This window comes from Paraburkholderia edwinii, from assembly GCF_019428685.1.
GTDB lineage: Bacteria > Pseudomonadota > Gammaproteobacteria > Burkholderiales > Burkholderiaceae > Paraburkholderia > Paraburkholderia edwinii.
Genome location: NZ_CP080096.1, coordinates 2,280,305 through 2,304,724, shown reverse-complemented (window position 1 = coordinate 2,304,724; position 24,420 = coordinate 2,280,305). Strand labels below are relative to the sequence as shown.

Sequence of the window (24,420 nt, the reverse complement as noted above, 5' to 3'; positions counted from 1 at the left end):
CCATTAAATGACACCGCAATCATCCGATATCGCAGCCCCGGCCAAGGAACGACCGACGTCGGGCATACGCGCGCGCATCTTCGCGCCGACCGCGCTGCAAAAAATGCTCGCCTTCGCAAGCCTGATTCTGCTGCTGATCTTCTTCAGCTTCGCGTCGCCGGCGTTTATGCAGATGGACAATATCCTCGGCATTCTGCAGGCGACCGCGGTGAACGGCGTGCTCGCGATCGCGAGCACATTCGTGATCATCACGGGCGGCATCGATCTGTCGGTCGGCACGCTGATGACGTTTACCGCCGTGATTTGCGGCGTGTTTCTCACCTACTGGCATTTGCCGATGTGGGTCGGCGTGCTCGCGGCCATCGCGACGGGCGCAATTTGCGGAACCGTATCGGGCACGCTGACGGCGAAAATGAAAATCCCGCCGTTTATCGCGACGCTTGGCATGATGCTGCTGCTCAAGGGGCTTTCGCTGGTCGTCTCGAAGGATCAGCCGATTTACTTCACCGATACCGAAAACTTCTTCATGATTTCGCAGGACTCGCTGATCGGATACTTCCTGCCGAGCGTGCCGATTCCGAATGCGGTTCTGATTCTGTTCGTACTCGCCATCGTCAGTTCGATCGCGCTCAATCGCACGGCGCTCGGACGCTATACATTCGCGCTCGGCAGCAACGAAGAAGCGGTACGGCTTTCGGGCGTCAACACGGATAGATGGAAAATCGCGGTCTACGGCGTCGGCGGGGCGATTTGCGGCATTGCTGGTTTGCTGATCGCGTCGCGCCTGAATTCGGCGCAGCCGGCGCTCGGGCAAGGCTACGAACTCGAGGCGATCGCCGCGGTCGTGATCGGCGGCACGTCGTTAAGCGGCGGCGCGGGCACGATAGTCGGCACGATCATCGGCGCGTTCATCATGAGCGTGCTGACGAATGGCCTGCGTATCATGTCTGTCGCTCAGGAATGGCAGATCGTGGTCACGGGTCTCATCATTATTCTCGCGGTCTACGCGGATATCCTGCGACGCAGGAAAGGCTGAAAAAGCAAATAGCAGTCAATCAATAGCCCACCTTAGGAGGAGACATGTCGAAAAGAAAGCTGATAGCGGTTGCGGTTGGCGTCAGTACGATGGTTGGTGCAATTGGCCTTGCTCACGCGGATGAGCCGTATATTCCGCTGATCTCGAAGGGCTTCCAGCACCAGTTCTGGCAAGCGGTCAAATCGGGCGCAGAGCAGTCGGCCAAAGAGAACCATGTGCGCATCACGTTCGAAGGCCCGGAAACGGAAGCGATGGTCGACAAGCAGATCGACATGCTGTCCGCCGCGCTCGCGAAGAAGCCGCAAGCGCTCGGCATCGCCGCGCTCGACAGTAAGGCGGCCATTCCGCTGCTCAAGCGCGCCCAGAACAACAAGATTCCCATTATCGCGTTCGACTCCGGCGTCGACAGCAACATTCCGCTCACGACCTGCGCGACCGATAACGTCGCCGCGGCCGCGCTCGCCGCAGACAAGATGGCCGAGCTGATCGGCAACTCGGGTGAAGTCGGCGTGATCGTGCACGACCAGACGAGCCGCACCGGTATCGATCGTCGCGATGGCTTCCTGAACGAGATGAAGTCGAAGCACCCGGGCATCAAGATCGTCTCTGTGCAATATGGCGGTGGCGACCACCTGAAGTCGGCCGAGATCGCCAAGGCGATGATCCAGGCGAACCCGAATATCAAGGGCATTTTCGGCGCGAATGAAGGCTCGGCGGCAGGCGCCGCAATCGGCGTCAAGGAATCGGGCAAGAAACTCGTGCTGATCGGCTACGACTCGGGCAAGGAACAGAAGGAAGACATCAATTCCGGCCTGATGGCAGGCGCGATTACGCAAAACCCGATCGGCATCGGCAAGTGCGTGGTCGATTCGGCCGTGAAGGCGTTGAAGGGCGAGAAGCTGCCGAAGAAAGTCGACACCGGCTTTTACTGGTACGACAAGAGCAATATGAACGACCCGAAGATTTCGGCGGTGCTTTACGATTAAGCACGCTTTTGTAAAGTGCGATGGCGGGAGGAAGCACTGTCGTTCTTCCTCCGCCAATTCGATTTCTTCCCTAATCCTCAATTCAGCGGTTACCGTTTGAGCTCGGCGAAACCTTGCGGTTGCGCATGAGCGCACGCTGCCGTCCGTCTTTCCTCGTTGTCGCGTTTCCATTCCCGCCCGCAAGCGTTCGTCAATTCTCAACATCATCCACGGCCCGGAATATCGGCTCCCTCCGGTTGTTGTCGGTTTTGCAATGGCGCATGCGTCCGCGTCGGATCATTCCGCTCCTGATCTCGAAGCACCGCGCGCGCCTTTTACCTGACTGATCTGGAGAAGGCCATGGTTATCGGAAAACGCGCAGTGGTGATCGGAGCCGGAGTCGGCGGGTTGGCAGCCGCGCAGGCGCTGGTCGGCAGCTTTGAGCAGATCGTGCTGATCGAGCGCGACGTTTTGCCGACGCAGGCCGACGCGCGCGCCGGTGTGCCGCAGGGGCGGCATCCGCATGGACTGTTGCCGGGCTGCGTGGAAGCGCTCGATACGCTGTTCGATGGTTTCTCGACGAAACTGTGCGATGCGGGCGCAAAGGTGTCGGACTTCGGCCAGAAGCTGCTGCTGGAATTTTCCGCGCAGGCGGCGCCGCCGGAGCGCCGCCTCGGCATTCCGGTGATCAAGTGCTCGCGTGGACTGATCGAATGGGTTGCGCGGCGCGAGTTGCAGCCGCAAAAAAGCATCGCGATACTCGACGGGCGCCGTGTCACCGGCATGGTAGCGACACCGGACGGCAATGCGGTCGCCGCGGTGCGCTACGAAACGCAAGCCGGCGCGCAGGAAACCATCGCGGCGGATCTCGTGATCGATGCCTCGGGCCGAGGCGAACCGACGCTCGATTTTCTGCGCGCCACGGGCCGCGCGGCGCCTGAAGAAACGGCGATGCGCATCGACATGAACTACTCGACGGCGATCGTCGAGTTCGCACCGCAGAACCGGCCCGCGTACGACGTGCTGCGCACCATGCCGGCGCCGCCCGGCAACACGCGTCAGGGCCTGCTGCTGATACGCGAAGACGATCGCTTCTTTGCGGCGTTCGGCGCGCGCGGCAACGATGCGCCGCCGTCCGAATGGCCGGAGCTTCTCGAGTTCTCGAAGGCGCTGCAGACCACGACGATTTACGACGTGCTGATGCATGCGAAGCCGTACGGCAAGATCTATCGGCACAAGTTTCCGGAAAATCGCCGCCGATATTTCGAGCGCTATACAGGCTGGCCGCGCGGACTGATTGCGCTCGGTGACGCGATTTGCCGGTTCAATCCGGTTTACGGGCAAGGGATGGCCGCGGCTGCAAAAGAAGCGCTGCTGCTGCGCGATCTGCTCTCAAGCCGCAAAAGCGCGGCGCAACCGCTCGACGGCCTGTTCGAAGCACTGATGAAAGCCGCGAGTCCGGTGCTCGACAATATCTGGATGCTGGCCGCGATGCCCGATCTCGCGTTTCGCGAGACGCATGGCGTGCGGCCCGAAAACTTCGACGAGGCGATGAAATTCAACGCAATGATGCAGCGAGCGGCCTGTGTCGACGCCGACATCCACAAGCTGGTGGTCGAGGTCATGTCGTTGCTCAAGCCGGGCTCGGCGCTCAAGGAAGAGCACGTCGTCGAGAAGATCAAACGGCTCGCTACTCAGTTCGATGCGGCGAAGGATAGTCTCGAAGCGTGAGCCCAGCGCGGCGCCGCACGGCGCGCATTAATGCAGCGCGCCCGATCGTTGCCTATCGCTCGCGTCGTGGGTCGCTGCGCCTTCGAGGCGCTGCTTCGCCATAAACCAGTAGAACAGTGCCGCGCTCGCCGCGATCGCGCCGCCGATAATAAACGCTAGCGAATACGATCCGGTGCGATCCACGATAAGGCCGGCTATGACTGGCGAAAACGCACCGCCGAAATAGCCGCCGAAGTTCTGCACCGAACTCACCGAAGCAACGAGCGACGACGGAGCGATATCGGCCGCTAGCGCCCATGCATTGCCGATGGTCGCCGAAATAAACGCGAGGCCGAACGTCATCAGGCAGATCGTCGCGCCGATCGATTGCACGAACGGCAACGCGATTGCGCAGACGCCGGCGGCAACCGAACAGCAGACGATCACGATCCGTTTAGCGCCCATCGGCGATGCAACATTGCGATCGACCATCGTCCTTGCGATCCAGCCCGCGGCGATCTCGCCGATTGCGCCGCCGAACCAGGGGATGCTCGCGTAGATGCCAAGCTGCGTGAGCGAGATATGGAAGCGATCGAGCAGATAAAGCGGCAGAAACACGAGAAACAGATTCCACAGCCAGATCGCGCAGAAATAGCCGAATACCATGCCCCAGACGCTGCGATGGGTGAACAGCGCGCGCCACTTCAGCGTCGATGTCGCGAGCGAGTGCTCGTGTCCGCCGCCGCCCGCTTCGATATAGGCGAATTCTTCGCGCGAGAGCCGCTTGCTTTCTTTCGGATTGCGGTACATCAGCAGGAACAGAATGGCGAACACGATGCCGACCGCGCCCGTCACATGAAACAGCGAGCGCCAGCCGAACGCGATCATCAGCGAGACGAGCAGCGCGGGCGCAAACGCCGGTCCCCATTTCGATGAAGAATCCCAAATACCGGTCGCGAAGCCGCGTTCCTTGCCCGGAAACCAGGCCGCAGTGATTTTCGCGCCGGTCGGCCAGCAGGGTGCTTCGCCCATCGCGAGCAGTACGCGCATGGCAATGAGCGCGCCGATCGAGCCGACCACGCCGGTCAGCCACGTCGCGACGCTCCACCAGATCATGCCGATTGCGTAGGCTTTTTTCGCGCCGAAGCGATCGATGATCCATCCGGCAGGCAACTGCATGACCGCGTAAGTCCACGAGAACACGGTGCCGAGCAGCCCGATCTGCGTGCGCGTAAGGCCCAGATCCTGAATCATGCCGGGCGCGGCGATCGCGAGATTCGCGCGATCGAGATAGTTGATCACACCACCAATCAGCAACCAGACCAGCACGTTCCAGCGGAAATTCATACGCGTCGATGCGGGTGCCGTGCTGGCGGCGGTGGGCTTGTCGTTCATTCCGTCTCCTCCGTTGTCGGGCATTTGAAATCGTTGTTTCTGTTTGCTCCGATGATAACGGCGAGACGGTTTTAGTGCTTCACGCGTTCGCGATCAATCGTGGAATCTGGCGGCTTGCAGCGTCGTCTGCGTGCAAATGCATGAACCGGCGCGATACCGCGACCGCCGCGATGCGCTACGTGGCGCCCGACGGTTTGATGTTCTGATTTTTCCTGAACAGGTTGTCCGGGTCGTAGCGATTCTTCACCGCAACGAGGCGCTGATAGTTCGGTCCGTAAGCGGAGCCGATCCGGTCGGTTTCCTCTTCGGTCATGAAATTGACGTACACGCTGCCGAGCGCGAACGGCTTCGTGTTCTCGAAGAACATGCGCGCCCACGCGATAGAGCGCGCGTCATCCTTAGGCTCGCTCCAGCGCGCATGGATGTTCATCACATAGATCGTGTCCCGGGCCGGGTAGGCCGTCGCGTCCACCGCAACACGCGCCGTCGCGCCGCCGATCTGCCCGAAAAAGACCTCGTACTCGGTCGCATCGAGCGTGCGGAATGTGTCGATGAGCGTATCGATCAGGCCGTCGGGCAGTTCCGACAGATTGTGCGATTTCCAGTAATTGCGGTTGCCCGGCACAAGGGGCTGGTCGAACGCCTGCTGCCACGCTGTAAACGGCATGGACCCGAGTTGCTCGCCGGATGGCGAGCCGAACCGGCGCACGGCGTCGACAGCATGCGGGCCGTTTTCGATCGGGCCTGTGTAGCAGACCGCAAACGCGATCATCGGCTTGCCGGTCGTCGAATTGATGCCGACCGGCACCGCCAGGCCTAATGCCTGCGTTTCGTGATCGAGGTCGCCCAGCGTGCAACCCGGCTCGACGAACGCGCGGCGTGCAAACGGATCGACGCGCGCGACAGGTCGATCACCAGCCCGTCGTCGCACACGGCGCTGCCCGCGATATTGTGGCCGCCGCCGCGGATCGCGAGCGGCAAGTGCTGTGCGCGCGCGAAACCGATCGCAACGCGTACGTCCGCAACGCCCGCGCAGCGGGCGATCATCGCGGGGCGCCGGTCGATCATCGCGTTCCATACCGTTCGCGCTTCGTCGTAGCCGGCGTCGTCCGGCAGGATCAACTGTCCGCGCAGGGCAGCCTTGAAATCGTCGATTTCTGTCTTTGACAGCGTCGGCATTGCGCTCCTCCGGTAAGACGGATGACTAACGGTTCCGCCGATTCGCCTAGCGACGCAGGGCGTCTGCTGCGCTCTGCGCAATCGATGCATCGTCGGCGGGACTCGCGCCGGACACGCCAACCGCGCCTAGAACAGCACCATCGACCATCACGGGCACGCCGCCTTCCAGAATGCCGTTTAGCATCGGCACCGAAAGCCACGCGACGCGGCCACCATTGATCATGTCTTCAAACGCCTTCGATTCCCGGCGGCACAGTGCGGCCGTGCGGGCCTTTTCGATCGCAACGTATGCGGTGACGGGGGCGGCGTTGTCGGTGCGCTCGAGCGCGAGAGGGTGACCTCCATCATCGACGACCGCGATGCTCACGGCCAGTTTCCTATGAGCGGCATCGGCTCGCGCCGCCGCCATCAACGCCGTCACTTCCACAGATGTCAACACGTGCTTGGTCTGCATTTCGAACCTCGATCAGAAGGGAAAATTGTCTGCGACGAAACGGTGCGTCATGACGTCGCTCGACATGAGCGTTCGACGTCAACGCGCCTGTTTCTGAGAACGCGTTGTCTCCTTGCTTATTCCGCGAAGACGGTTTCTCCATCGATAGATGCAGCGTCCAGAAATCTGGATGTAAGTAACGCGTGGACTGGACGGCGTCGAATTGGGCTGACCATTCGCACGATCAGGCCGATTCGTAGGGATGCAGATGAAAGAAAAGGGTGTTGACGCGAAGCGTGGTGATCAGTGCGTCGTACTCAGTGCGTGGTACTCAGCGGGCGTGGCCTGCAAACACCACGCACACCGGGCTGCCGGTTTCGACGAGCGCGGCTTCCCGCAGCGGCAACAGCCTGTCGGATTCGAGCGCGCGGCTCACAATGGTGTGGCTGCGTTCGTTGGCGACGAGCAGTCGCCGCCCATCGGGTGTCAGCGTGATAAAGCGAGGAAAGTGCCCGAGCGACGGCACAAATGTCGCAGCCAGGGGCGCAATCAGTCCGTTCACGTCGAGCGGCAGGCAGGCGACCGAGTCATGCCCGCGATTGGACACATACAGCATGCGCCCCGACGGATGCATGACGATGCCCGCGACGCGGTTCGGACCGCTGTATTCGCCGGGTAAGGTCGACACATGGCCGACGCATTGGAGTGTTCCAGCGTCTTCGTCGAACGCGAGTGTCGTTACCGTCGAGTCGAGTTCATTGCCGATGTACACGAGCGGCAAAGCGGGGTGGAATGCAGCATGCCGCGGCCCCGCGCACTCGCGGCTTCTGAAACGGTTGATCTGCGTTTCGGCTGCGCTGACGCCGATGCGGATCGCGAATACCGCGTCGAGGCCCTTGTCGGGCACGATATGCCATGGCGTAGAGCGTCCCGCCGATGTAAAGCGCAGCGCGTGATGCGGATGCGGGCTGTTCTGCTCGATGCGATGCGGTCCCGGCGAACCGGGAAGTCCGAGCAGCAGACGCACCGGTTCGAGCGATCCGTCCGTGGCCACCGGCAACACGGCGATCGTGCCCGTCGCATAGTTCGCGACGACGAGTTCGCGTTCGTCGATCGACAGTTCGAGGTGCACGGGGTTGGTGCCGCCGCACGGCTGCCAGTTCAGAAACCGCAGCGTGCCGTCCGCCGGATCGACGGCGAAGCTGCTGACCTCGGCATGATCGCCGTGCACGGCATAAAGACGGTCGTGCGCGCGGTTGAGGGTGAGAAACGACGGGTTGACGAGCCCTTCGACCACTTGCAGCAGGGTCCACGCCCCGGATCGCGCGTCGACCGCGTACACGCTCAGACCCTTGCCTTTACCGTTGCGCGCCGCGGTTGTGCGGCTGCCCACGTAGGCGATCCAGCCGGAGCCGGTGCGGCCGTCATTGAGCTTGATCGCGGCGCCGCGCGCGTTGTTCCTCGTTTCGTCCAATGCCCTCTCCGCTATGTCGTACCGTCCGCCGGCGCCAGCGCCGCCGCTTCACGCGATCGGCCGGCTGCGCGATCTTGCCTGGCGATCTTGGCCAGTGAGGCGCGCCGTTGACTTTTGTGATCATAAAACGCATTGTACGACTTCTTGCCCCACGACAGGGCACATAAGACCAGGGCCGGCCACGGTCCGGATCAAGGAGAGGCAAGTGGCTTTCAGGCGCGGCTGGGTATTGCTATTTCTCTTTTCGCTTACGACGATCAACTACCTCGATCGCGTCGTTCTGTCGGTCGCGGCGAAGCCGATTGCCGCGGAGTTTCATTTGTCCCCGGTCAGCCTCGGTTACCTGTTTTCGTCGTTCGTCTGGACCTATACGGTGTTTCTGATTCCGATGGGCCAGTTCGTCGACCGCTTCGGCACGCGGCGTGTCGCCGCGTTCGGCATCGGTATCTGGTCGCTCGCCACCGTGCTGACGGGCGCGGCCGGCGCGTTCGGGCCGCTGCTCGCATCGCGGCTCGCGATGGGCGCCGGCGAAGCGAGCAGCAACCCGGTCTGCGCAAAAACCGTGCGCCAATGGATTCCGGCGCGCGAACGCGGCGTGGCCAATGCCATTTTCAATGCGGGCTCGTTCGCGGGGCCGGCGTTCTGTCTGGCCTTGATCGGCTTTCTGATCGCCGCATTCGGGTGGCGCTGGGCGTTCGTCATTTCGGGAGCGATCGGTTTCGTATGGCTCGTGCTATGGCTGGCGTTGTTCAACACGCCCGAGCGCACGCACTGGCTCTCGCAGGCCGAACGCGAAATGATCCTGCGCGAGCGCAACAACGGCGCGCCGGCGCAGGCCGAGGGCGAGCCCGATGGTTTGATGCGGCTTCTGCGGTCGCGCACGCTGTGGGGCATCGCGCTCACCGAGGGTTGCAACATCTATGCGCAGTATCTTTTTCTGACGTGGCTGCCGTCGTATCTGCAGATGACGCGTCATCTGTCGGTCACGAATAGCGGCTGGCTGAGCGGCGTGCCCTATGGCGGCGCCGTGGTGCTCGCGGTGCTGGCCGGGTTCCTTAGCGACCGCTATGTGAAGCGCGCGGGCGTGATGTCGGGACGGCGGCGTCACGCGATCGCGGTGTCGATGATGTGCGGCGCGGCGATTCTGCTGGTGCCGCTTGCAACGAGCTTCGTCGCGCTCGTTGCAGTGTTGACGGTGTCGCTCTCCGGCATCGCGGCGACCAACGCGACCAACTTCTCGCTGCTCTCCGATATGCTGCCGAACCAGCGCGATATCGCTAAGGCGATGGGGTTTGTGATCGTCGGCGGGAATGTGTTCGGGCTGCTTGCGCCGATCGTCACCGGTTATGTGATCGCGAACACAGGAGGCTTCGATTGGGCCTTCGCCATTGCCGGCGTATTGCTGCTAACCGGTATCGTGATCACGCTGACAATGACGCATCAGCCGATTGTGGCGCGGGGGAGTGTGGCGCTGCGTCCGGCGCGGAGTTGAAACGCGTTGAGCTGAAACGTGTGGAGCTGAATACACGGAGCTAAAACACGCGGCGCGGAGCACCGCGCTAAAAAGACCAGGGAAGGGCGGCGAAGCACGCCGCCCACACAACGCGTATCAATCGCGCGCCACCGGCGCAACCCCGGCTTCCGCAGCGACCTTATCGAGCACACCGAACGTATCCGCGGGCAGCAGAATGCCCTCGACAATCTGCTGCTCATGCGCGCGCGCTTCCCGCTCGCCGGGATAAAACACTTCGTCGGCGCCTTCGGCCAGCGGCACCTTTTTCAGCGTATCGATATAGCGTTCCATGCGCGCGCGAAACTCGTCGATCGGCTGAAACGCGCTGACGTTGAGCGCGATCATCAGATGCCCGGCGCAGCTGCGATTGACCGGATCGTAAGGGCCATGCACTTCGTCCATAAAGCCGCTGCCCGACAGCACGCCCGACAGCACATCGACGATCATGCCGATCGCGTAACCCTTGTGCCCAGCCATCGGCAGGATAAAGCCCTGCAGCGCCTCGGTCGGGTCGGTCGTGGGGCGGCCTTTCGAATCGATCGCCCAGCCAATCGGTATTTCTTCGTGTCGCGTTTGCGCGAGAAAAATCTTGCCGCGCGCGACGCCCGAATTTGCGACGTCCATAATCATCGGCGCGTAGCGGCCGGCCGGCACCGCCACCGACCACGGATTGGTGCCGATCATCTTTTTCAGGCCGCCCCACGGCGCCATGTTCGGGCCGCCGTTGGTCGTGACCAGCATGATGCAATCCTGCTCGGCGGCCATGCGCGTGAAGTACATGCAAGTGCCGAAGTGATTCGAGTAGCGCACCGACACCGCGCCGATGCCATGCGCCTTCGCGCGCCGGATCGCATCAAGCGCTGCATGTTTCGCGACCACCGGGCCGATGCTGTCGCCGCCGTCCATCACCGCGACCGCACCGGCGTCGATCGGGAACGACAGGTTCGTTTGCGTGCGCATCGCGCCCGAGCGCAGCCGCGCGTAGTACCAGCCGAGCCGCAGCACGCCGTGCGACTGGTGGCCCCACAGATCGGCCTGAACCATGGCGTCGGCGGCAACGAACGCGTCTTCGGCGCTCGCGCCGGCAGACTGGTAAACGGTGGTGACGAAGTCGCACAGCGTGTCGGGGTCAACGCGTTGAAATTCGCGGGTAGGGGTCGTACTCACTTCGGCAAGCTCCTTTGTGCAAACGATGCCGGCACGCCTAGCGCGTGCGGCTTGTGCGTCCAGCGCGGCCGGCGCCGGCCGCGCCCTCGGCACGAGAGGGCGTACGCGCGCCGCCGCCGCTGAAGGCCTGCGCGCCCGGGCTCTTAAGCCGCCGGGCGCCGTCGAGATGGCTGCGCATCAGTGCCGCCGCGCCGAACAGATCGGCCCGCGCGATCGCATCGAGCATCGCGAGATGTTCTTCGGCCTGGCCCTTGCGCGGCTTGCGGTTAGTGGTCTGGCTGTATTCGACGAGCCGGCGCAACTGGTTGATACGGCGCACCGAATCGTAAATAAAGCGGTTGCCCGACCATCGGGCGACCGCTTCATGAAAATGACTGTTCGCGTCGAACAGTTCCGCGGCAGTCATCGTGGACCAGCCGCCGTCGACAATGCGCTGCTGTTCGGCGCGAATTTCCTCGAGATGCTTCGGGTCATAGCGGAACGCTGGACTTAGCAGACCCGTCACCTCGATCGATTGACGGAACACGAAGCTTTCGTCATAAGCGTCGGGCGAATCGATCATGCCGAGAAAGCGCCAGCCATGACCGACGCCTTGCTCAATCCAGCCTTCGCGGGCGATGCGCGACAGCACCTTGCGCAGTGTCGTGCGCGCGACGTTATAGCGGCGCATCAGTTCGGCTTCGCCGACTTCATCGGGCAGCTTGCCGGCGAGGCGGTCGCTTGCGATGCTGAGGTAAAGCGGCTCGTCAGGCGATGACGCGAACTGCTCGGCAACGTCCGTCAACGACGACGAATCGCCGGCGAGGAAAAAGCCGCGATTCGCGTCGTGCGTGACGACGCCGAGTTCGGCGAGATATTCGAGCGCGGCTTTCACCGGCGAACGCGATGTGCCGATTTCGCGCGCGAGCTGCGTCTCCGCGAGGTGATAGCCGACGGGCCGGACGTCGCGACGAACCAGCGCGACGATGTCGCGCGCGATTCGGACTTGCAGGGAGGTAAGGGAAGCGGTGTTCATTCCGGACGTGTTTCGCACGCGGGCGATCCGCGCCGTGGCGTAAGCGCGCGAATCCGTTAAGTGATTTTTGTGATCATAAAATACTATCAGTGCCGGAGCAAGCAAAGCCCGACGGCGCGTGGCGCCTATTTCGATTCGCACGCAAACATGCAGTGGATAAACGCCTGCGCGCGTTTCTCGCCGTAAAGGAAGGCCCCGTCGTGGGAAATAAAATCGACACGCTCCGGAAAACTTGCCACGGGCGCGAGTCCATCGTCTGTTGAATAGATCGACCACGACACGGCGTAGCGGCGCTGCATGCCCCTAAACGCAATGACATGGCTTGGCGTGACACGCACTTCAATCGCATATCCGCGGTACGGCTTGCACGACTGATGCATGGCCCCCTCCGTCAGAAGCGCACCTGAGACGGATTGCCTCGTGCATGTGGCGTGCCTGCCATGCCGGATACATCGCACCACGAATTCACCAGTGCGCGGCCAATGCCTTGACCCCTCGCAGATTGCCGTGGCGGCGCCACTGCAGACTATCGAGATTCGTCAGATGAAGCCGGGGCAAGCGCTCGAGCAGCACTTTCATTGCAGTTTCGAGCTGGAGCAGCGCAAGCCGATAGCCGAGGCAGTGGTGAATGCCCGCGCCGAACGAGATGAGCCGCGCGTCGTCGCGGCTAATGTCGAGCCGGTCCGGATCGCTGAATTTCGCGGGGTCGCGGTTGGCGGAGCCGAGCATGGTCATGATGATGGTGCCGCGCGGAATCGTCGTGCCGCCGATCTCGACGTCTTCAAGCGCGGTGCGGACCGTGGACTGGACCGAGGTGTCGTAGCGCGCGCATTCGAACACGGCCTGAGCGGTGCGATCGGGATGCTGCCTCAGTGCATGCAGTTGTTCCGGATGACGATGCAGCGCGACCAGCGAATTTCCGAGCATATTCGACGTCGTTTCATGGCCCGCATTGAACAGCAGGATCACGTTCGCGATGATGTCTTCTTCGGTCATCTTTACGCCACTGTCCTCGATGCGCAGCAACAGCGAGATCAGATCGTCGCCCGGCTTGCTGCGGCGCGCTTCGATGACGTCGGCGAAATACCGTTCGAGTGTCGCGCAGGCCTCGTTCGGGCCCGCGAGTTCATCGAGCGGAATCGGTACCGCGTCGAGCACGCGCACCATCTCGCTGGTGGCATTCGCGAGCGCCCCGGCATCTTCGACAGGGACGTCCAGCATGCGGCAGATAATCCGGATGGGCAGCGGCGACGCATAGCTTGCCATCAGGTCCGCGCCGTCGGTTTTCGCTATCGCATCGATCAGTTCGTTCGCCGTCGCGCGTGCGATTTCGCGAATCGACTCGATTTGGCGCGCGTTGAACGCCTTCATCATCAGGCTGCGCAAAGACGTATGGGCGGGGGGATTGATCGAGAACATCGTGCGGCTTACGTTCTGGAACACGGGCTGTTCCGCGGCGGCTTCGCCATACCGTGCGCGCACACTCTCCAGATACGCTTTGCCGATGCGGCGGTCGTGAAGCAATGCGTCGACGATGTCGTAGTGCCCGGTCATCATCATGTTCGGCGCGATCGACACGATGGGACCCTCCGCTCGCAGGCTGGCATAAACGGGATACGGGTTGTCGAAAAATGACGCGGTTTTAAAGTCGGCGAATTCCATGGTCGCGGCGTTCCAGGCGGTCAGTGTGCATGCGCACGGTACTAATCTGAACACGCGGCGTCGCTGTCATATTCCTTAAGGGCCTGGCGTTTGATTCCCCGGGGCAAATCGACCGCCTTCAGAACACGTGTCGCAAGCCGACGACCAGCAACAGTTGGCGATTGTCCGCGGAGGGCGGGACATTGAAGATCGATGCGTTGAATACATCGTCTGCGCCGCCGCCGGTGACGACCTGATAGAGGCCTTCCAGATAGACATCGGTCCGCTTGCTGAACGAATAGTCCGCCTGCGCGATCGACTCGTGCCACTTCGGATGAAGATCGGCGCTTGCGGAATCGAAATGCCCGTCGGTGAATGTGTACGATGCGGCGAGACTCAATGCGCGAGTCACGAAGTAGCGGCCGTTGATCTCGAAGTTGTCGAAGCGCAGACTGCTGCCGGCCAGCGGCACGAGATTGCCGCCCTCAAATACGCTGGTCGGATCGTCGGTCGCCGAATGGGTCCATACGAAACCGACGGACGAGGCGCCGAAACTATACTTGCCGCCGAGGCCCCAGATCTGTTCGCGCGCGCCGGTGATCACCGCGTCGCTGTCGCCGTTGGTGAGGGCGCCCGATGGGTTGAGGTCATTTGCGCTTGCTTTTTCCTTAGCGTGCAGGCCCGGCGACTTGTGTTTGCGGCAACAACTTGCGCTGCAGCAGCAGCGCTAAAGTGCCGACGATGATGGCGCCGAGCGCAAGGTTGGTGAAGACGAAGAGAGCCGGCGTCAGTTCGGTAATCGCGCCTTTCGCGCCGCGCAGTGTCATCTGAATACCGCCGCCTGAAAGCGCGGTCAGACCGAAGGTAAATGCCCAGTAAGACGGTGCGAACGGTTGTTTGAAGATCCACGGCAGCAGCCGGATCAGCAGGAGCAACTGAAAGATTCCATAGCCCCAGGTGGCTTGCAGCAGCATTTCAGGGGCGCCTTGCGTGTTGGCAAGCCAGGCGGTCACTGCCACGACGGGCGGTGCGAGCTGAATGCCGAGTGTCGGGCGCAGCGGCGGCTGCAACGGTGCGGCGTGCAGCAAGCGGTTCACGATGATCGATTCCATCGCCAGCCACATAAAGAGGCCTGCGCCGAAGAACAGCAGGCCCCACGAGGCGTAACCGAGTGCGCCTGCGGTTATCGCAACGATAAAGTTGCCGGCGACGGAAGGCAGATAGGCAACCGGCGTGATGGTGACGATCTCGCGGTCGCCTTGCAGCATTGCGCCGACGCGCCATACGCTAAACGCAACGTGCCCCGCGCCGCCCAGCAATAAGGCGAGATTGGCGAGGTCGTGGTTATAAGGGGCGAGAACCAGGCCCATCAGCGCCGTGGTCGCGGGGATGAGGCCGATAAAGCAGCACTGCACCGGATGCTGCGATTCCGCGAGCGCGGCTTGGCGTTGCCCGACCCACTTGAGGATGTAGCAAATCACGAGCAGCGCCCAGATTGCGAATGCGGCGGCCATGATGATCTCGCCGATGACAGGCGGCATGCCCCACAAACGCACCGCACCGCGCCAGTTATTGCCGAGGCCGACAAGACCCAGCACGATACCGAAAAAGGAAGCCGGAATGGACATACGGAGTTCGAAAGAATCGTTTGAGGGCGAATATCGGGCCACCGCGTGAATATCGTGTGAAACTGCGAATATCCGGCGAACGATGTGTTTGACAGTCACCCTTTGGGGGGAATGCAATGGTTAGCCGCATTGCGCGGTTAGGCAAGGCTGATTGACGGGAAGCTGCGTGCAGGAATCTGGACGATCGCACCATCGCTCGAAAAATCTCCGCGCGATTCGCTTCGGATGGCTTGCTTTACAGGCTTGCTTTGTAAATCCCCGTCATAATCCCATCTTCCATCCAGACGGGACACGACTCATGTCAAGTCCGCAAGTTTGCGCCGGAGCCATGCTGCAATGCTCATTCGGCGCCGCGCCAGCAACGCTGAACGTGTTGCCGACCAACCGCACGCTAGTGGGCGGCGTACCGGCCGCGACAGTTGCCGATTCGATTCCGATCGTCAACATCACGCCATTCGGGATGTGCCAGAGCGCAGCCAATCCCACGGTGATTGCCGCTACCGCAGCGGCGCTCGGCGTGTTCACGCCGATGCCGTGCGTGCCCGCTACCACCACACCGTGGGTTCCCGGCGGCTCGCCGACATTGCTGATCGGATCGATGCCCGCACTCAACGCGCAAGGCATGCTGATGTGCATGTGGGGCGGGGTGATCAAAGTTGCGCAGCCGGGGCAAACCAGCACGCTAGCGCCGTAAGGCGACGTCGGATCAACCCGATGTCGCGGCCGGCGGTCCAAATACGCCGCGCCACCATTGTTTCCAGCGCGGCATCGGCTTGCCTTGCGCATCGAGCGGCCGGCCGTCGCTCGCATAGCGCTCCGCGGGCGCGACGGGCTTGCCCGCATTGAACACCTGCCGTTCCGCGAGGTTACGATTCGGATGAAACCGCTGCAGCAGGCCTTGCAGCTTGCCTTGCCGATACACCGCGTGCTCAAGCAAGGTGCCGTCCGGCAGCCACGTTTTGCATTCGCCGTGCAGCAGTCCCTGCGCATAGTGCGCTTCGCGTTGCACGGCGCCATCCTGCAGGTAATAAATCGCTTTACCGTCGAGCTTGCCGTTCGCGTAATGAAGTTGCGCGGCACGCGAGCCGTCCGGACGCATCATCGTAGTGGGCCCATGCAGCACGCCTTGCGAGTAGTTCATCACCGCGATGACGACGCCGTCAGCCGACACGCGTGCGGTGCCGTGCAGTTCGCCGTCGAGCGTCGTGCCATCGATACGGGCGTCGCCGCGCTCGATCGACACGTTCTGCATACGTGATTGCGCCTGTGTCATGGCCGCCGCATCAGTTGATCTTCACGATGCCACCCTTGACGATCAGCATGCCGCCGCCGTCCACGGTCTGCTGGGCAGCGCCCTTGTTCGTCACGCTTTGGCCCTCGTTGGAAAGCGTGCCGTCCGACTTGTTCGTCAGCGACGTGCCGGCCTGATTGGTCAGCGACAGCGCCGCCTGGTTCGTGATCGAGCCGTCGCTTTTCGCGCTCAGGTTGCCGGTGCTTTGCATCGAGAGTGTCCCGCTGACCTTGATGGTCAGATTGCCGTTCACGGTGAGCGTCATGTTGCCCGTGATGGTCTGATCGAGATTGCCGCCCACCGTGCGCGTTTCGTTGCCGCCCGCTTTGACCGTGCGCGCGCCCGTGATATCGACGGTCTCGTCGCCTGTCTTGACTGTCGCGCTGCGATTGCCTTGCTCGACGACCAACGTATCGTCGCCTTCTTTCACCGTATGCGTGCGCGCGTGCTTGATCGTGCTCGTCTCATCGTGGCCGATGGTCCATGTTGCGTCGTTGAGCACGTTCGCGTTCAGGTCCTTCTGCGCCTGCAGAAACACTTCTTCGCTATCCTGTTTGTCTTCGAAGCGCAGTTCGTTGAAGCCGGCGCCGCCTTTCGACGTACTGGTCTTGATGCCTGATTGCGTCTGATTGTCCGGCAGCGTATACGGCGGCAGATTCGCACCGTTGTACACGCTGCCCGTTATAAGCGGCCGGTCCGGATCCGCGTCGACGAAGGTCACGACCACTTCGTCACCGATGCGCGGCATGAACTGCATGCCGAAGCGCTTGCTTGCCCACGGTTGCGCCACGCGAATCCAGCACGAACTCTGCTCGTCGTTTTTGCCGTCGCGGTCCCAATGAAATTGCACTTTCACGCGCCCGTATTGATCGGTCCACAGTTCTTCGCCCGACTTGCCGACCACGGTCGCGGTCTGTGTCGGCATCGGCGGGCGTGGCGTGACGCGCGGCGGCCGCCAGTTCGTGTCCGCCGGAAATGCCTCGAAGCGATTGCGATACTGGCCGTGGTCCGCGTCGTGAATCACGCTCGATACGATCCATTCGACGTTCGCGTCGGCCGACTCGTGTCCGGCCAGCGTAAATCGCCCGCCCGGCACGAGCGCGCGGCAATCGCTTTCGCCGGTCAGGCGCCGCTTCGCGCCGCGCCGCGCATCAATGCCGCGCTTGGTGACGGCCGAGCCTACGGAACTGGTCTGGTAGCGGCCCGGATATTCGTACATCGACGGTGCGCTGCTGTCTGCCTGGGCCTGCGAATACAGTTGCGAGGCGGGTGTCAGGTACGCGTAGTCGGAACTCGCGAACGCGCCGGTCACGCTTTCTTCAACGATCTCGCAGTACAGCACCTGCGCCGTTTCGCGCCCGCCGCTCTGGGCTGGCGAGCACGACAGCGTGGCTGCGCCCGCGAGCGTCGTGAAAGCGTCATTGTTGTCGGCGATCGTCAGCGTGTGCTTGCCGTCGCTGTGCGCAAAAAAATAGAACCAGCCTTCCTCTTCGCACAGCCAGCTGACGAACGCGAAATCGGTTTGCGCGTACTGCACGCAGTATTCGCGCGCTTCGTAGCTGCCGGTCAGGTTGAATGAGTAGTCCGTGAGGTTGTTTCCGTCGAACACCGCTTCGATAATCTGCCGGGTGGTTTTGCCCTGAAAAATCCGGTTGTTCGAGGCGAGCGTCAGCAGCCACAGCCAGGGGCGCAGTTCGAACGCGTAGTGGCTGCCGTCGACGGTCGACGGCAACTGCGCCGCGCGTGTGCACAGCGCGTCGAGCAGGCGCGGTGTCGTGTCCCACTCGAGCGAGAGCGTCGCATGCTGGCCGGTAAAGCCCGATAGCGACAGAGGCGGCGCCGCGCCGATTGCGCGCAGGTTCAGTTCGCCGAGCGCGCTCAGCGCTTCGCGGCCGCTGAAGCTGGCCGGAAACAGCGCGTCGAATGGCGCGCCGGCGATGGCGATGCGGGTCGTGTCGTCAGTGGGAGTAGGGCGGGACATGAAAGCGAGCGAATCGGCAAGCAAGGTTTAAAGGCGTGACGCTACCCGTCGGACGCGAGGCATCGGTCGAGACTTCATTCGAGCGCCCACTCCGCGAGCGTGCCGACCAGTTCGTTCATCAAAACGTTGTCGATTTCGCGCGCGCCGGCGGAACGGCAGCGCGCGAGGACCGCGTCGATGATGCCTGCGTCGAAGGCGAACTGCTTTCCGGTCGCTTCGCGATACCGCGTTCTAAGCTGTTCGAGCTTCTGTTCGATAATCGCGCGCAGCATCGCGTCGTCGAGCATCCGGTAAGGCACGGTCGTCATGCGGGCCAGAAACGCGGGGCGGAAAGCGTCGAGCAGCACATCGCGCAGGCCTTTCGCGAAGGCGTCGGTCGCGAGGTCGGCAGCACGCGTATTGAGCAGCAGTTCGGAGCCGACATTGCTGGTCGCGAGAATCACGGTATTGCGAAAATCGACGGTAAGGCCCGTGCCGTCTTCCATCATGCCTTTGTCGAACACGTTGTAGAACGCCTCGAGCACATCGGGGTGCGCTTTTTCGATTTCGTCGAGCAGTACGACGCTATACGGGCGCCGGCGCACGGCCTCGGTCAGCATGCCGCCCGCGCCGTAACCGACGTAGCCCGGTGGCGCGCCTTTGAGTTGCGAGACCGTGTGCGCCTCCTGATACTCCGAGAGGTTGATCGCAATCAGATTGCGCTCGCCGCCATAGAGTGCATCGGCCAAGGCATACGCGGTTTCTGTCTTGCCGACGCCGGTCGGCCCAACCAGCAGAAAGACGCCGACCGGCTTCTGCGGATCGGTCAGTCCCGCGCGATACGCCTGAATCCGCTTGACGATGCGTTCCAGCGCCGCGTCCTGCCCAACGATGCGCTGCGCGAGGCGCGTCTTGAGCGTACGCACCGCATGCGCTTCGTCGGCCAGCATCTTGCCCACCGGGATGCCGGTCCAGCTCGCGATCACGGCGGCGACCGCTTTCGAGTCGACGCAGACGGGCACCATCTGGTCGTCGTCGCGGATCGCCTCGAGGCCGCTTTCGAGGCGCGCGAGTTCGGCGGCCAGATCTTCGAGTTGTTCACCCCGCTGTTCACCTTGCTGTTCGCCCCGCTGTTCGCCCTGCATACCCGGTTCGGCGTCCGGCGTGCCTTGCAGTTCGCCATCGAGCGCGGCGAGTTTTGCACGGGTCGCGAGAATCTCGCGCACGGTCGCCGCTTCCTCGCGCCAGCGTGCGTCGAGTTCGCGCACGAGGGTGGCGTTGCGCTGATGGTCGGCCGAGAGCGCGGCGACGCGCGCCGAGTGATTGGCGCCCAACACCATTTCCTGTTTGAGACGCTCCAGTTCCTCGCCCAACGCGCGTTCGCGATGCCGCGCGCTTTCGAGTTGCGGCGGCGTGTCATGCTGCGCGAGCGCGACGCGTGCGCAGGCCGTGTCGAGCACGGCAATTGCCTTGTCCGGCAACTGCCGCCCCGAAATATAGCGGTGCGACAGCTTGACCGCGTCGACGATCGCCGCTTCGAGCACGGCGACGCCATGATGCTGTTCGAGATTGGCCGCGACACCGCGCAACATTGCGACGGCCGTCGGCTCGTCGGGTTCTTCGACCTGCACAAGCTGAAAGCGCCGCGCGAGCGCCGGATCCTTTTCGAAGTACTTCTTGTATTCGAGCCATGTGGTCGCGGCGATCGTACGCAGTTCGCCGCGCGCGAGCGCGGGCTTCAACAGATTGGCGACATCGCTGCCGCCTTCGGCGCCGCCCGCGCCGATCATCGTATGGGCTTCGTCGATAAACAGAATGACAGGCTGCGGCGAGCGTTTCACCTCATCGATCACGCTTTTGAGACGCTGCTCGAATTCGCCTTTTACGCCGGCGCCTGCCTGCAATAGCGCGAGGTCGAGCACCCGCAGCGCGACATTGGCGAGCGGCGGCGGCACATCGCCGGCCGCGATGCGTAGCGCGAGCCCTTCGACGATCGCGGTTTTGCCGACACCCGGCGCGCCGACAAGGATCGGATTGTTTTGCCGGCGCCGTAGCAGGATATCGACGGTCTGACGGATTTCGGCATTACGGCCGACGATCGGGTCGATCCGTCCCGCGCGCGCATCGGCGCTGAGGTCCTGGGTGTACTGATCGAGGACGGACGGCGCGCCGGAGGCGCCGTCGCGCGCATTGGCTGCCGACGGCGTGTGCGCGGCGAACGTGCCGTTTCGCTCCGACGAAGCGGCCAGCCATTCGGTGAAATTGGTTTGCAGCGCCGCGCTCGAGATCCGCAGGATCGACGGCGCGCTTGCCGAAAGCTGCGCGCACAGCGTGCCGTTGTCGAGCAGCGCGAGCAGCAGGGCGCCGGAGCGGACCTGCGGCTGCTGCATCACGACGGTCGATTGCACGAGCGCGTCCTGCAGCAGCATCACGAGATTCGCCGAAAACGACGGCGTGCGCGTATTGCCGCGTTTGAATTTCTCGAGCGCCGCGCGCATTTCGGCGATCAGCGTGTCGCGCTCGAGCCCGTAATGCGGCAGCACGCAGGCGAAATCGCCGCCTTCGATGTCGAGCAGTTCGAGCAGCAGGTGTTCGACCTCGACGTCGAAGTGCGTCTGGCGCAGACACGCCTGGGCGGCGCGTTCGAGGGCATGGCGCGCCGGACGTTCGAGCTTGCCGACCAGCGTTTTCAGATCGATCGTCATCGGTCCGCTCCATTGCCGAACGCGAAGGTCATGCGCGTGGTGCGCGCGGGCGGCGTGCGGTCCGTACCGGACCATGCGGTCCATCCAAGCCGCGGCGGCCGGGCCGCCGATAGACGGGCCGCAGGCTGCTCGCCGCGCGACAGATGCAGTTCGATATGCTGATAAAGATCGGTGCCGAAATAGGCGGATGCGAGCGCGCGCAATTCGCCATGCCGCTTTCCCCCGGGCAGAAACGCTTCATATTCGTCGAGCGTCAGGGGGCCGATGCGGATCGTCATGCCGCGGTGCTCGTCCCAAATGCGCCGGCCGGCGACCGCGCCGGCGCCAAGCCAGTGATTGCGGCCGTTCGTGCCGATGCGCGTGCGGCTTGCTTCGGGAAGCGTGCGCCAGCCACCGGCGAATGGCGCGGTGCGGATCTGCACGCCGAAGTGATGGCACGCGAGCACATCGAAGCCCGCAAGCGAACGGCGCCGGTTGGCGAACAGGCCCGCGCGCGACAGCACCGCGCGTGCATCGATGCCCGGCTCCGCCACGGCATGATTGCGCGCGCGCAATTGCAGACCGGCGATGCCACGCAGAATCACTTCCGCGGGACTATGCGCGGGTTCGAGGAACGGATCGGCCACGCGGTACTTGCGCTGCGCGCGATAAAACAACGCGAGCAGCCGATGCTGGAACAGGTCGAGAAAGGCGGCTGCCGACGTGTCCTTGTTACGCAAACGGTCCTGCAGCCATTCCTGGTACGCATTAGGCAGCGGACCTTCCGGGCCGCCCAGCGCGAAGCTATTCACCTGAAGCTGCGGCTGCGGGTGTAGCTGCGGCTGCGAAGCCGCGTAAGCTTCGTTGCCGTCCTGTTCGAGCGCATGGGAACGCGGCTGCGTGGCGCGCAACGGGCCCAGCGCGCTGGCCGCGAATACCGGCGCGAGCGCGCCGCTCAGCGCGAGCGCTTCCGCGCGCGGATCGAGGCCGGTGCCGAGCGGCGCCGCGTCGCGCCGCAACACTTCGAACAGGCGCACGGCCTGCGCGAATTCGAACGCATGCGGCTCGTCGAAAAGGCGTTCTGCTACAGAACGAGCGGACTGCCCTGTTTCGGCCGCCATGTATGAATCTCCCTGCCATCGCGCACGAGCGCGGTGTGGACGAAACGGTTGACGCTCGCGTACAGCGAAAAGAAATGCGCTAGCACGCCGGAGAACAGCACGGTGCTCGTGCCGACGAAATGCGTGGGGTCGAGTTCGATGCGCACCTTGAGGCCGTTTCGCCAGCCGCGCCACAGGTCCTCGCCGACGTGGGCGACGATCGCTTCGCTACCCACGGACGCGACGCCGGCGATCTGCCGTTGGGCGGCGGAGCTCGCGGCGAGGTTGTGCAACTCGAGCATTTCGCGCAGCGTCTGCAATGCTTGCGGGCCGCTGACGAGCGATGCATGGTTCAGCACGAATTGCGACGCGAGCCGCCAGCGCGAACTGCCATCGAGTGCCGCGGCAACTTGCGGCGTCGGTCGGTGCGCGATGCGCACGCTTGCGACCGGCCCCGGCGCTTCGAACGACAGGGCCGCGCCCGGCTCGAGTGCGTGCGCGAGATGACGGTTGGTGCACAGCAGTTCCGCGGTCAGCGTGCGCGCGCTGGGAACGGTGGGATCGAAACGCGTGTCGACGAAGGTCAGCATGACGTCGCTGCCCGGCCGCGACGGATGCATGCCGGTCACGCGGCGCGCGTGCCAATACAGCGTCGAACCGCTTCCGTGACCGACGCCGTAGTAGGGCGGCACTTCGACGACGTCCCGGCCGCTTACCGCGCGCACCTTGCGCACCGCGTAGATTTCGCTGCTCGCTTCGCGGTGCGCGTCCGGGCTCAGGCGCATTTCGCGCAGCGTGGCATCGGGTCGCAACGGTTCCGACGTGCGAGCGAACAGATTGATCGCGGGCGCGCAGCCGAGCGCGAAATCGTGCGTATGAAGCGTGAGCTTCCCGCCCGGCGCCGCCCGGAAGCCGATCAGCAGGTCGACGCGATCGCCGGCGCCTTGCGGCGGCACGAACGGCAGATCGAAGAACGCGAATTTCTCGGGGAACGCCAGATATTCGACGAGCAGACGGCAGGCGGGATGCACGCCGTCTTCGAGCGGCAGCAGCGCTTGTTCGTCGCTAAAGCCGAGCGGTTCGGGGCAGCCGGGCTGCACGCGCATTGCTTCGCCGGGCGTCTGCCAGTACACCGCCGTCGCGTGCGCGCACAACAGATCGTAGAGCGCGGCGGCCGTCGTCGGGGAGCCCGCGAGGCGCACGCGCAACCGCTTGATCGGCAGCGCGTCGAAGCGGTACTGGCCGGTCGTGCAAACGGTAAGCCGCAAGGCGGCCTGCAGCGACGCGTCGCCGGCCAGCGCCTGCGCTTCTTCCGCGTTGAGCAACTGGGCGTCGCGCAATTCGACCGGCCACAGCGTAACGTCGGCGCAGGTGCGCCAGCGCAGCGTCGTGCCGTCCGCCGTTACATGCGTGAGCGGCGTATCGCGTGGCACGGTGTACCCCTCGGCCACGCTGCCCTGGGTCGGGTCCGCGTTGAACTGCACGATCGTCATTGAAGGCAGCGGCCGCGACGCGTACGGATAGAACTGCTCGAGCAGACCGTCCGTCAGTTCCGAATACTCGTCGTCGAGCGTGCGCTGGATACGTGCCGTCAACACCGCGAAACTTTCGAGCAGGCGCTCGACGTGCGGATCGGCGCTTTCCGCGGGGCCGAGCTGCAAGCGGCGCGCGATCTTCGGATAGCGTTGCGCGAAGCTTTCGCTCGCGCGCCTCAGATAGGTCAGCTCGCGCTGATAGTAATCGAGCAGCAGATCGTCAAGCGAGTCGTTCATCGACGATTCCGACCGGCTGTCCGTCCAGCAACGGCGCGATATAGGCAACCGGCGCCATGCCGTTGCCGTGGGCGAGCTTGCCCGTGATACGCATCTGCAAACGCCAGGCTGCCTGCGGGTCCGCTTCGATCTGCACATGCGGCCCGAGCAGGCGCGGCTCGAATGCGCGCACCGCTTCGACCACGCTGCGCGCGAGCACGGCACGGTCCGCGCTGCGCGCGGCCGAATACGCGGTCCAGTCCGGCAGCCCGTACGACAGCACATCGAGCGGCCGGCCATCGTGCGCGGCGCCGCGCCGCGTGTTCAGCAGGCGCATCAGTTCCGCGCGCACCGACGCACGCAATTCATCGACGGTCAGCGTGCGGCGCACCTGCGGTTCGTGCGCGACAAACGGCGCGTCGTCCTCGAGCCGCTCGAAGAGCGGCACCGGGGCGACGGCAAGCGTGGCGTTGGGCAT

At 63.5% G+C, this 24,420-nt stretch carries 19 protein-coding genes and 1 pseudogene; 5 read left to right on the top strand and 15 right to left on the bottom strand.

Annotated features, from left to right (window positions below; all coding sequences use genetic code 11):
• Positions 1–7: 7 nt before the first annotated feature.
• The 3 genes from KZJ38_RS31930 to KZJ38_RS31920 all read left to right on the top strand — a co-directional run bounded on the left by KZJ38_RS31930 (position 8) and on the right by KZJ38_RS31920 (position 3,732).
• Positions 8–1,036 carry an ABC transporter permease gene (locus KZJ38_RS31930; RefSeq protein ID WP_219801041.1) on the top strand — a complete coding sequence of 343 codons (1,029 nt, stop codon included), beginning with the start codon at positions 8–10 and terminating at the stop codon, positions 1,034–1,036.
• Positions 1,037–1,080: 44 nt separating this feature from the next.
• Positions 1,081–2,022 (top strand): ABC transporter substrate-binding protein, encoded by a 942-nt coding sequence (locus KZJ38_RS31925; protein ID WP_219801040.1) that lies wholly within the window; start codon positions 1,081–1,083, stop codon positions 2,020–2,022.
• 339 nt (positions 2,023–2,361) lie between these two features.
• Positions 2,362–3,732: an FAD-dependent monooxygenase gene (locus KZJ38_RS31920; RefSeq protein WP_219801039.1), complete on the top strand. Its 1,371-nt coding sequence runs from the start codon at positions 2,362–2,364 to the stop codon at positions 3,730–3,732.
• Positions 3,733–3,759: 27 nt separating this feature from the next.
• Here KZJ38_RS31920 and KZJ38_RS31915 read toward each other — a convergent pair whose 3' ends face one another.
• The 4 genes and pseudogenes from KZJ38_RS31915 to KZJ38_RS31900 form a co-directional block, all read right to left on the bottom strand.
• Positions 3,760–5,106, bottom strand: coding sequence for an MFS transporter (locus tag KZJ38_RS31915; RefSeq protein WP_219801038.1), 1,347 nt, complete (start codon positions 5,104–5,106; stop codon positions 3,760–3,762).
• Between the two features lie 175 nt (positions 5,107–5,281).
• Positions 5,282–6,285: pseudogene (locus tag KZJ38_RS31910) on the bottom strand (FAD-binding oxidoreductase).
• A gap of 46 nt (positions 6,286–6,331) precedes the next feature.
• Complete coding sequence (locus KZJ38_RS31905) at positions 6,332–6,739, bottom strand: GlcG/HbpS family heme-binding protein (protein ID WP_219801037.1); 408 nt, start codon at positions 6,737–6,739, stop codon at positions 6,332–6,334.
• A gap of 310 nt (positions 6,740–7,049) precedes the next feature.
• The gene (locus tag KZJ38_RS31900; protein ID WP_246641865.1) at positions 7,050–8,192 is read right to left on the bottom strand and encodes a lactonase family protein; all 1,143 of its coding nucleotides are present in this window, start codon (positions 8,190–8,192) and stop codon (positions 7,050–7,052) included.
• A 205-nt stretch (positions 8,193–8,397) separates the two neighbouring features.
• Here KZJ38_RS31900 and KZJ38_RS31895 point away from each other — a divergent pair, with 205 nt between their 5' ends.
• Complete coding sequence (locus KZJ38_RS31895; RefSeq protein ID WP_246641864.1) at positions 8,398–9,684, top strand: MFS transporter; 1,287 nt, start codon at positions 8,398–8,400, stop codon at positions 9,682–9,684.
• Between the two features lie 117 nt (positions 9,685–9,801).
• Here the strand turns inward: KZJ38_RS31895 and KZJ38_RS31890 are convergent, their stop codons facing one another.
• From KZJ38_RS31890 to tehA, 5 genes are all read right to left on the bottom strand, one after another.
• Entirely contained in the window at positions 9,802–10,872 is a 1,071-nt protein-coding gene (locus KZJ38_RS31890; RefSeq protein WP_219801036.1) for an Ldh family oxidoreductase, read from the bottom strand.
• Positions 10,873–10,909: 37 nt separating this feature from the next.
• Positions 10,910–11,887, bottom strand: coding sequence for a GntR family transcriptional regulator (locus KZJ38_RS31885; RefSeq protein ID WP_246641863.1), 978 nt, complete (start codon positions 11,885–11,887; stop codon positions 10,910–10,912).
• A 465-nt stretch (positions 11,888–12,352) separates the two neighbouring features.
• Positions 12,353–13,549, bottom strand: coding sequence for a cytochrome P450 (locus KZJ38_RS31880; protein WP_219801035.1), 1,197 nt, complete (start codon positions 13,547–13,549; stop codon positions 12,353–12,355).
• A 118-nt stretch (positions 13,550–13,667) separates the two neighbouring features.
• Entirely contained in the window at positions 13,668–14,132 is a 465-nt protein-coding gene (locus tag KZJ38_RS31875; RefSeq protein WP_219801034.1) for a porin, read from the bottom strand.
• A gap of 64 nt (positions 14,133–14,196) precedes the next feature.
• Entirely contained in the window at positions 14,197–15,156 is a 960-nt protein-coding gene (tehA, locus tag KZJ38_RS31870) for a dicarboxylate transporter/tellurite-resistance protein TehA (RefSeq protein WP_219801033.1), read from the bottom strand.
• Positions 15,157–15,454: 298 nt separating this feature from the next.
• Here tehA and KZJ38_RS31865 point away from each other — a divergent pair, with 298 nt between their 5' ends.
• Positions 15,455–15,850, top strand: coding sequence for a DUF4280 domain-containing protein (locus tag KZJ38_RS31865; protein WP_219801032.1), 396 nt, complete (start codon positions 15,455–15,457; stop codon positions 15,848–15,850).
• Between the two features lie 12 nt (positions 15,851–15,862).
• Here KZJ38_RS31865 and KZJ38_RS31860 read toward each other — a convergent pair whose 3' ends face one another.
• From KZJ38_RS31860 to tssE, 6 genes are all read right to left on the bottom strand, one after another.
• Positions 15,863–16,429, bottom strand: a complete 567-nt coding sequence (locus KZJ38_RS31860) for a toxin-antitoxin system YwqK family antitoxin (protein ID WP_219801031.1) — start codon at positions 16,427–16,429, stop codon at positions 15,863–15,865.
• 10 nt (positions 16,430–16,439) lie between these two features.
• Positions 16,440–18,428, bottom strand: coding sequence for a type VI secretion system Vgr family protein (locus KZJ38_RS31855; RefSeq protein WP_219801030.1), 1,989 nt, complete (start codon positions 18,426–18,428; stop codon positions 16,440–16,442).
• A 74-nt stretch (positions 18,429–18,502) separates the two neighbouring features.
• Positions 18,503–21,112 carry a type VI secretion system ATPase TssH gene (tssH, locus tag KZJ38_RS31850; RefSeq protein ID WP_219801029.1) on the bottom strand — a complete coding sequence of 870 codons (2,610 nt, stop codon included), beginning with the start codon at positions 21,110–21,112 and terminating at the stop codon, positions 18,503–18,505.
• Positions 21,109–22,212 carry a type VI secretion system baseplate subunit TssG gene (gene tssG, locus KZJ38_RS31845; protein WP_219801028.1) on the bottom strand — a complete coding sequence of 368 codons (1,104 nt, stop codon included), beginning with the start codon at positions 22,210–22,212 and terminating at the stop codon, positions 21,109–21,111. Before tssG ends, tssH begins: the two co-directional genes overlap by 4 nt.
• Positions 22,176–23,963 (bottom strand): type VI secretion system baseplate subunit TssF, encoded by a 1,788-nt coding sequence (gene tssF / locus KZJ38_RS31840; protein ID WP_219801027.1) that lies wholly within the window; start codon positions 23,961–23,963, stop codon positions 22,176–22,178. Before tssF ends, tssG begins: the two co-directional genes overlap by 37 nt.
• A complete protein-coding gene (gene tssE / locus KZJ38_RS31835; RefSeq protein ID WP_219801026.1) occupies positions 23,947–24,420 on the bottom strand; it encodes a type VI secretion system baseplate subunit TssE in 474 nt (157 codons plus the stop codon). Before tssE ends, tssF begins: the two co-directional genes overlap by 17 nt.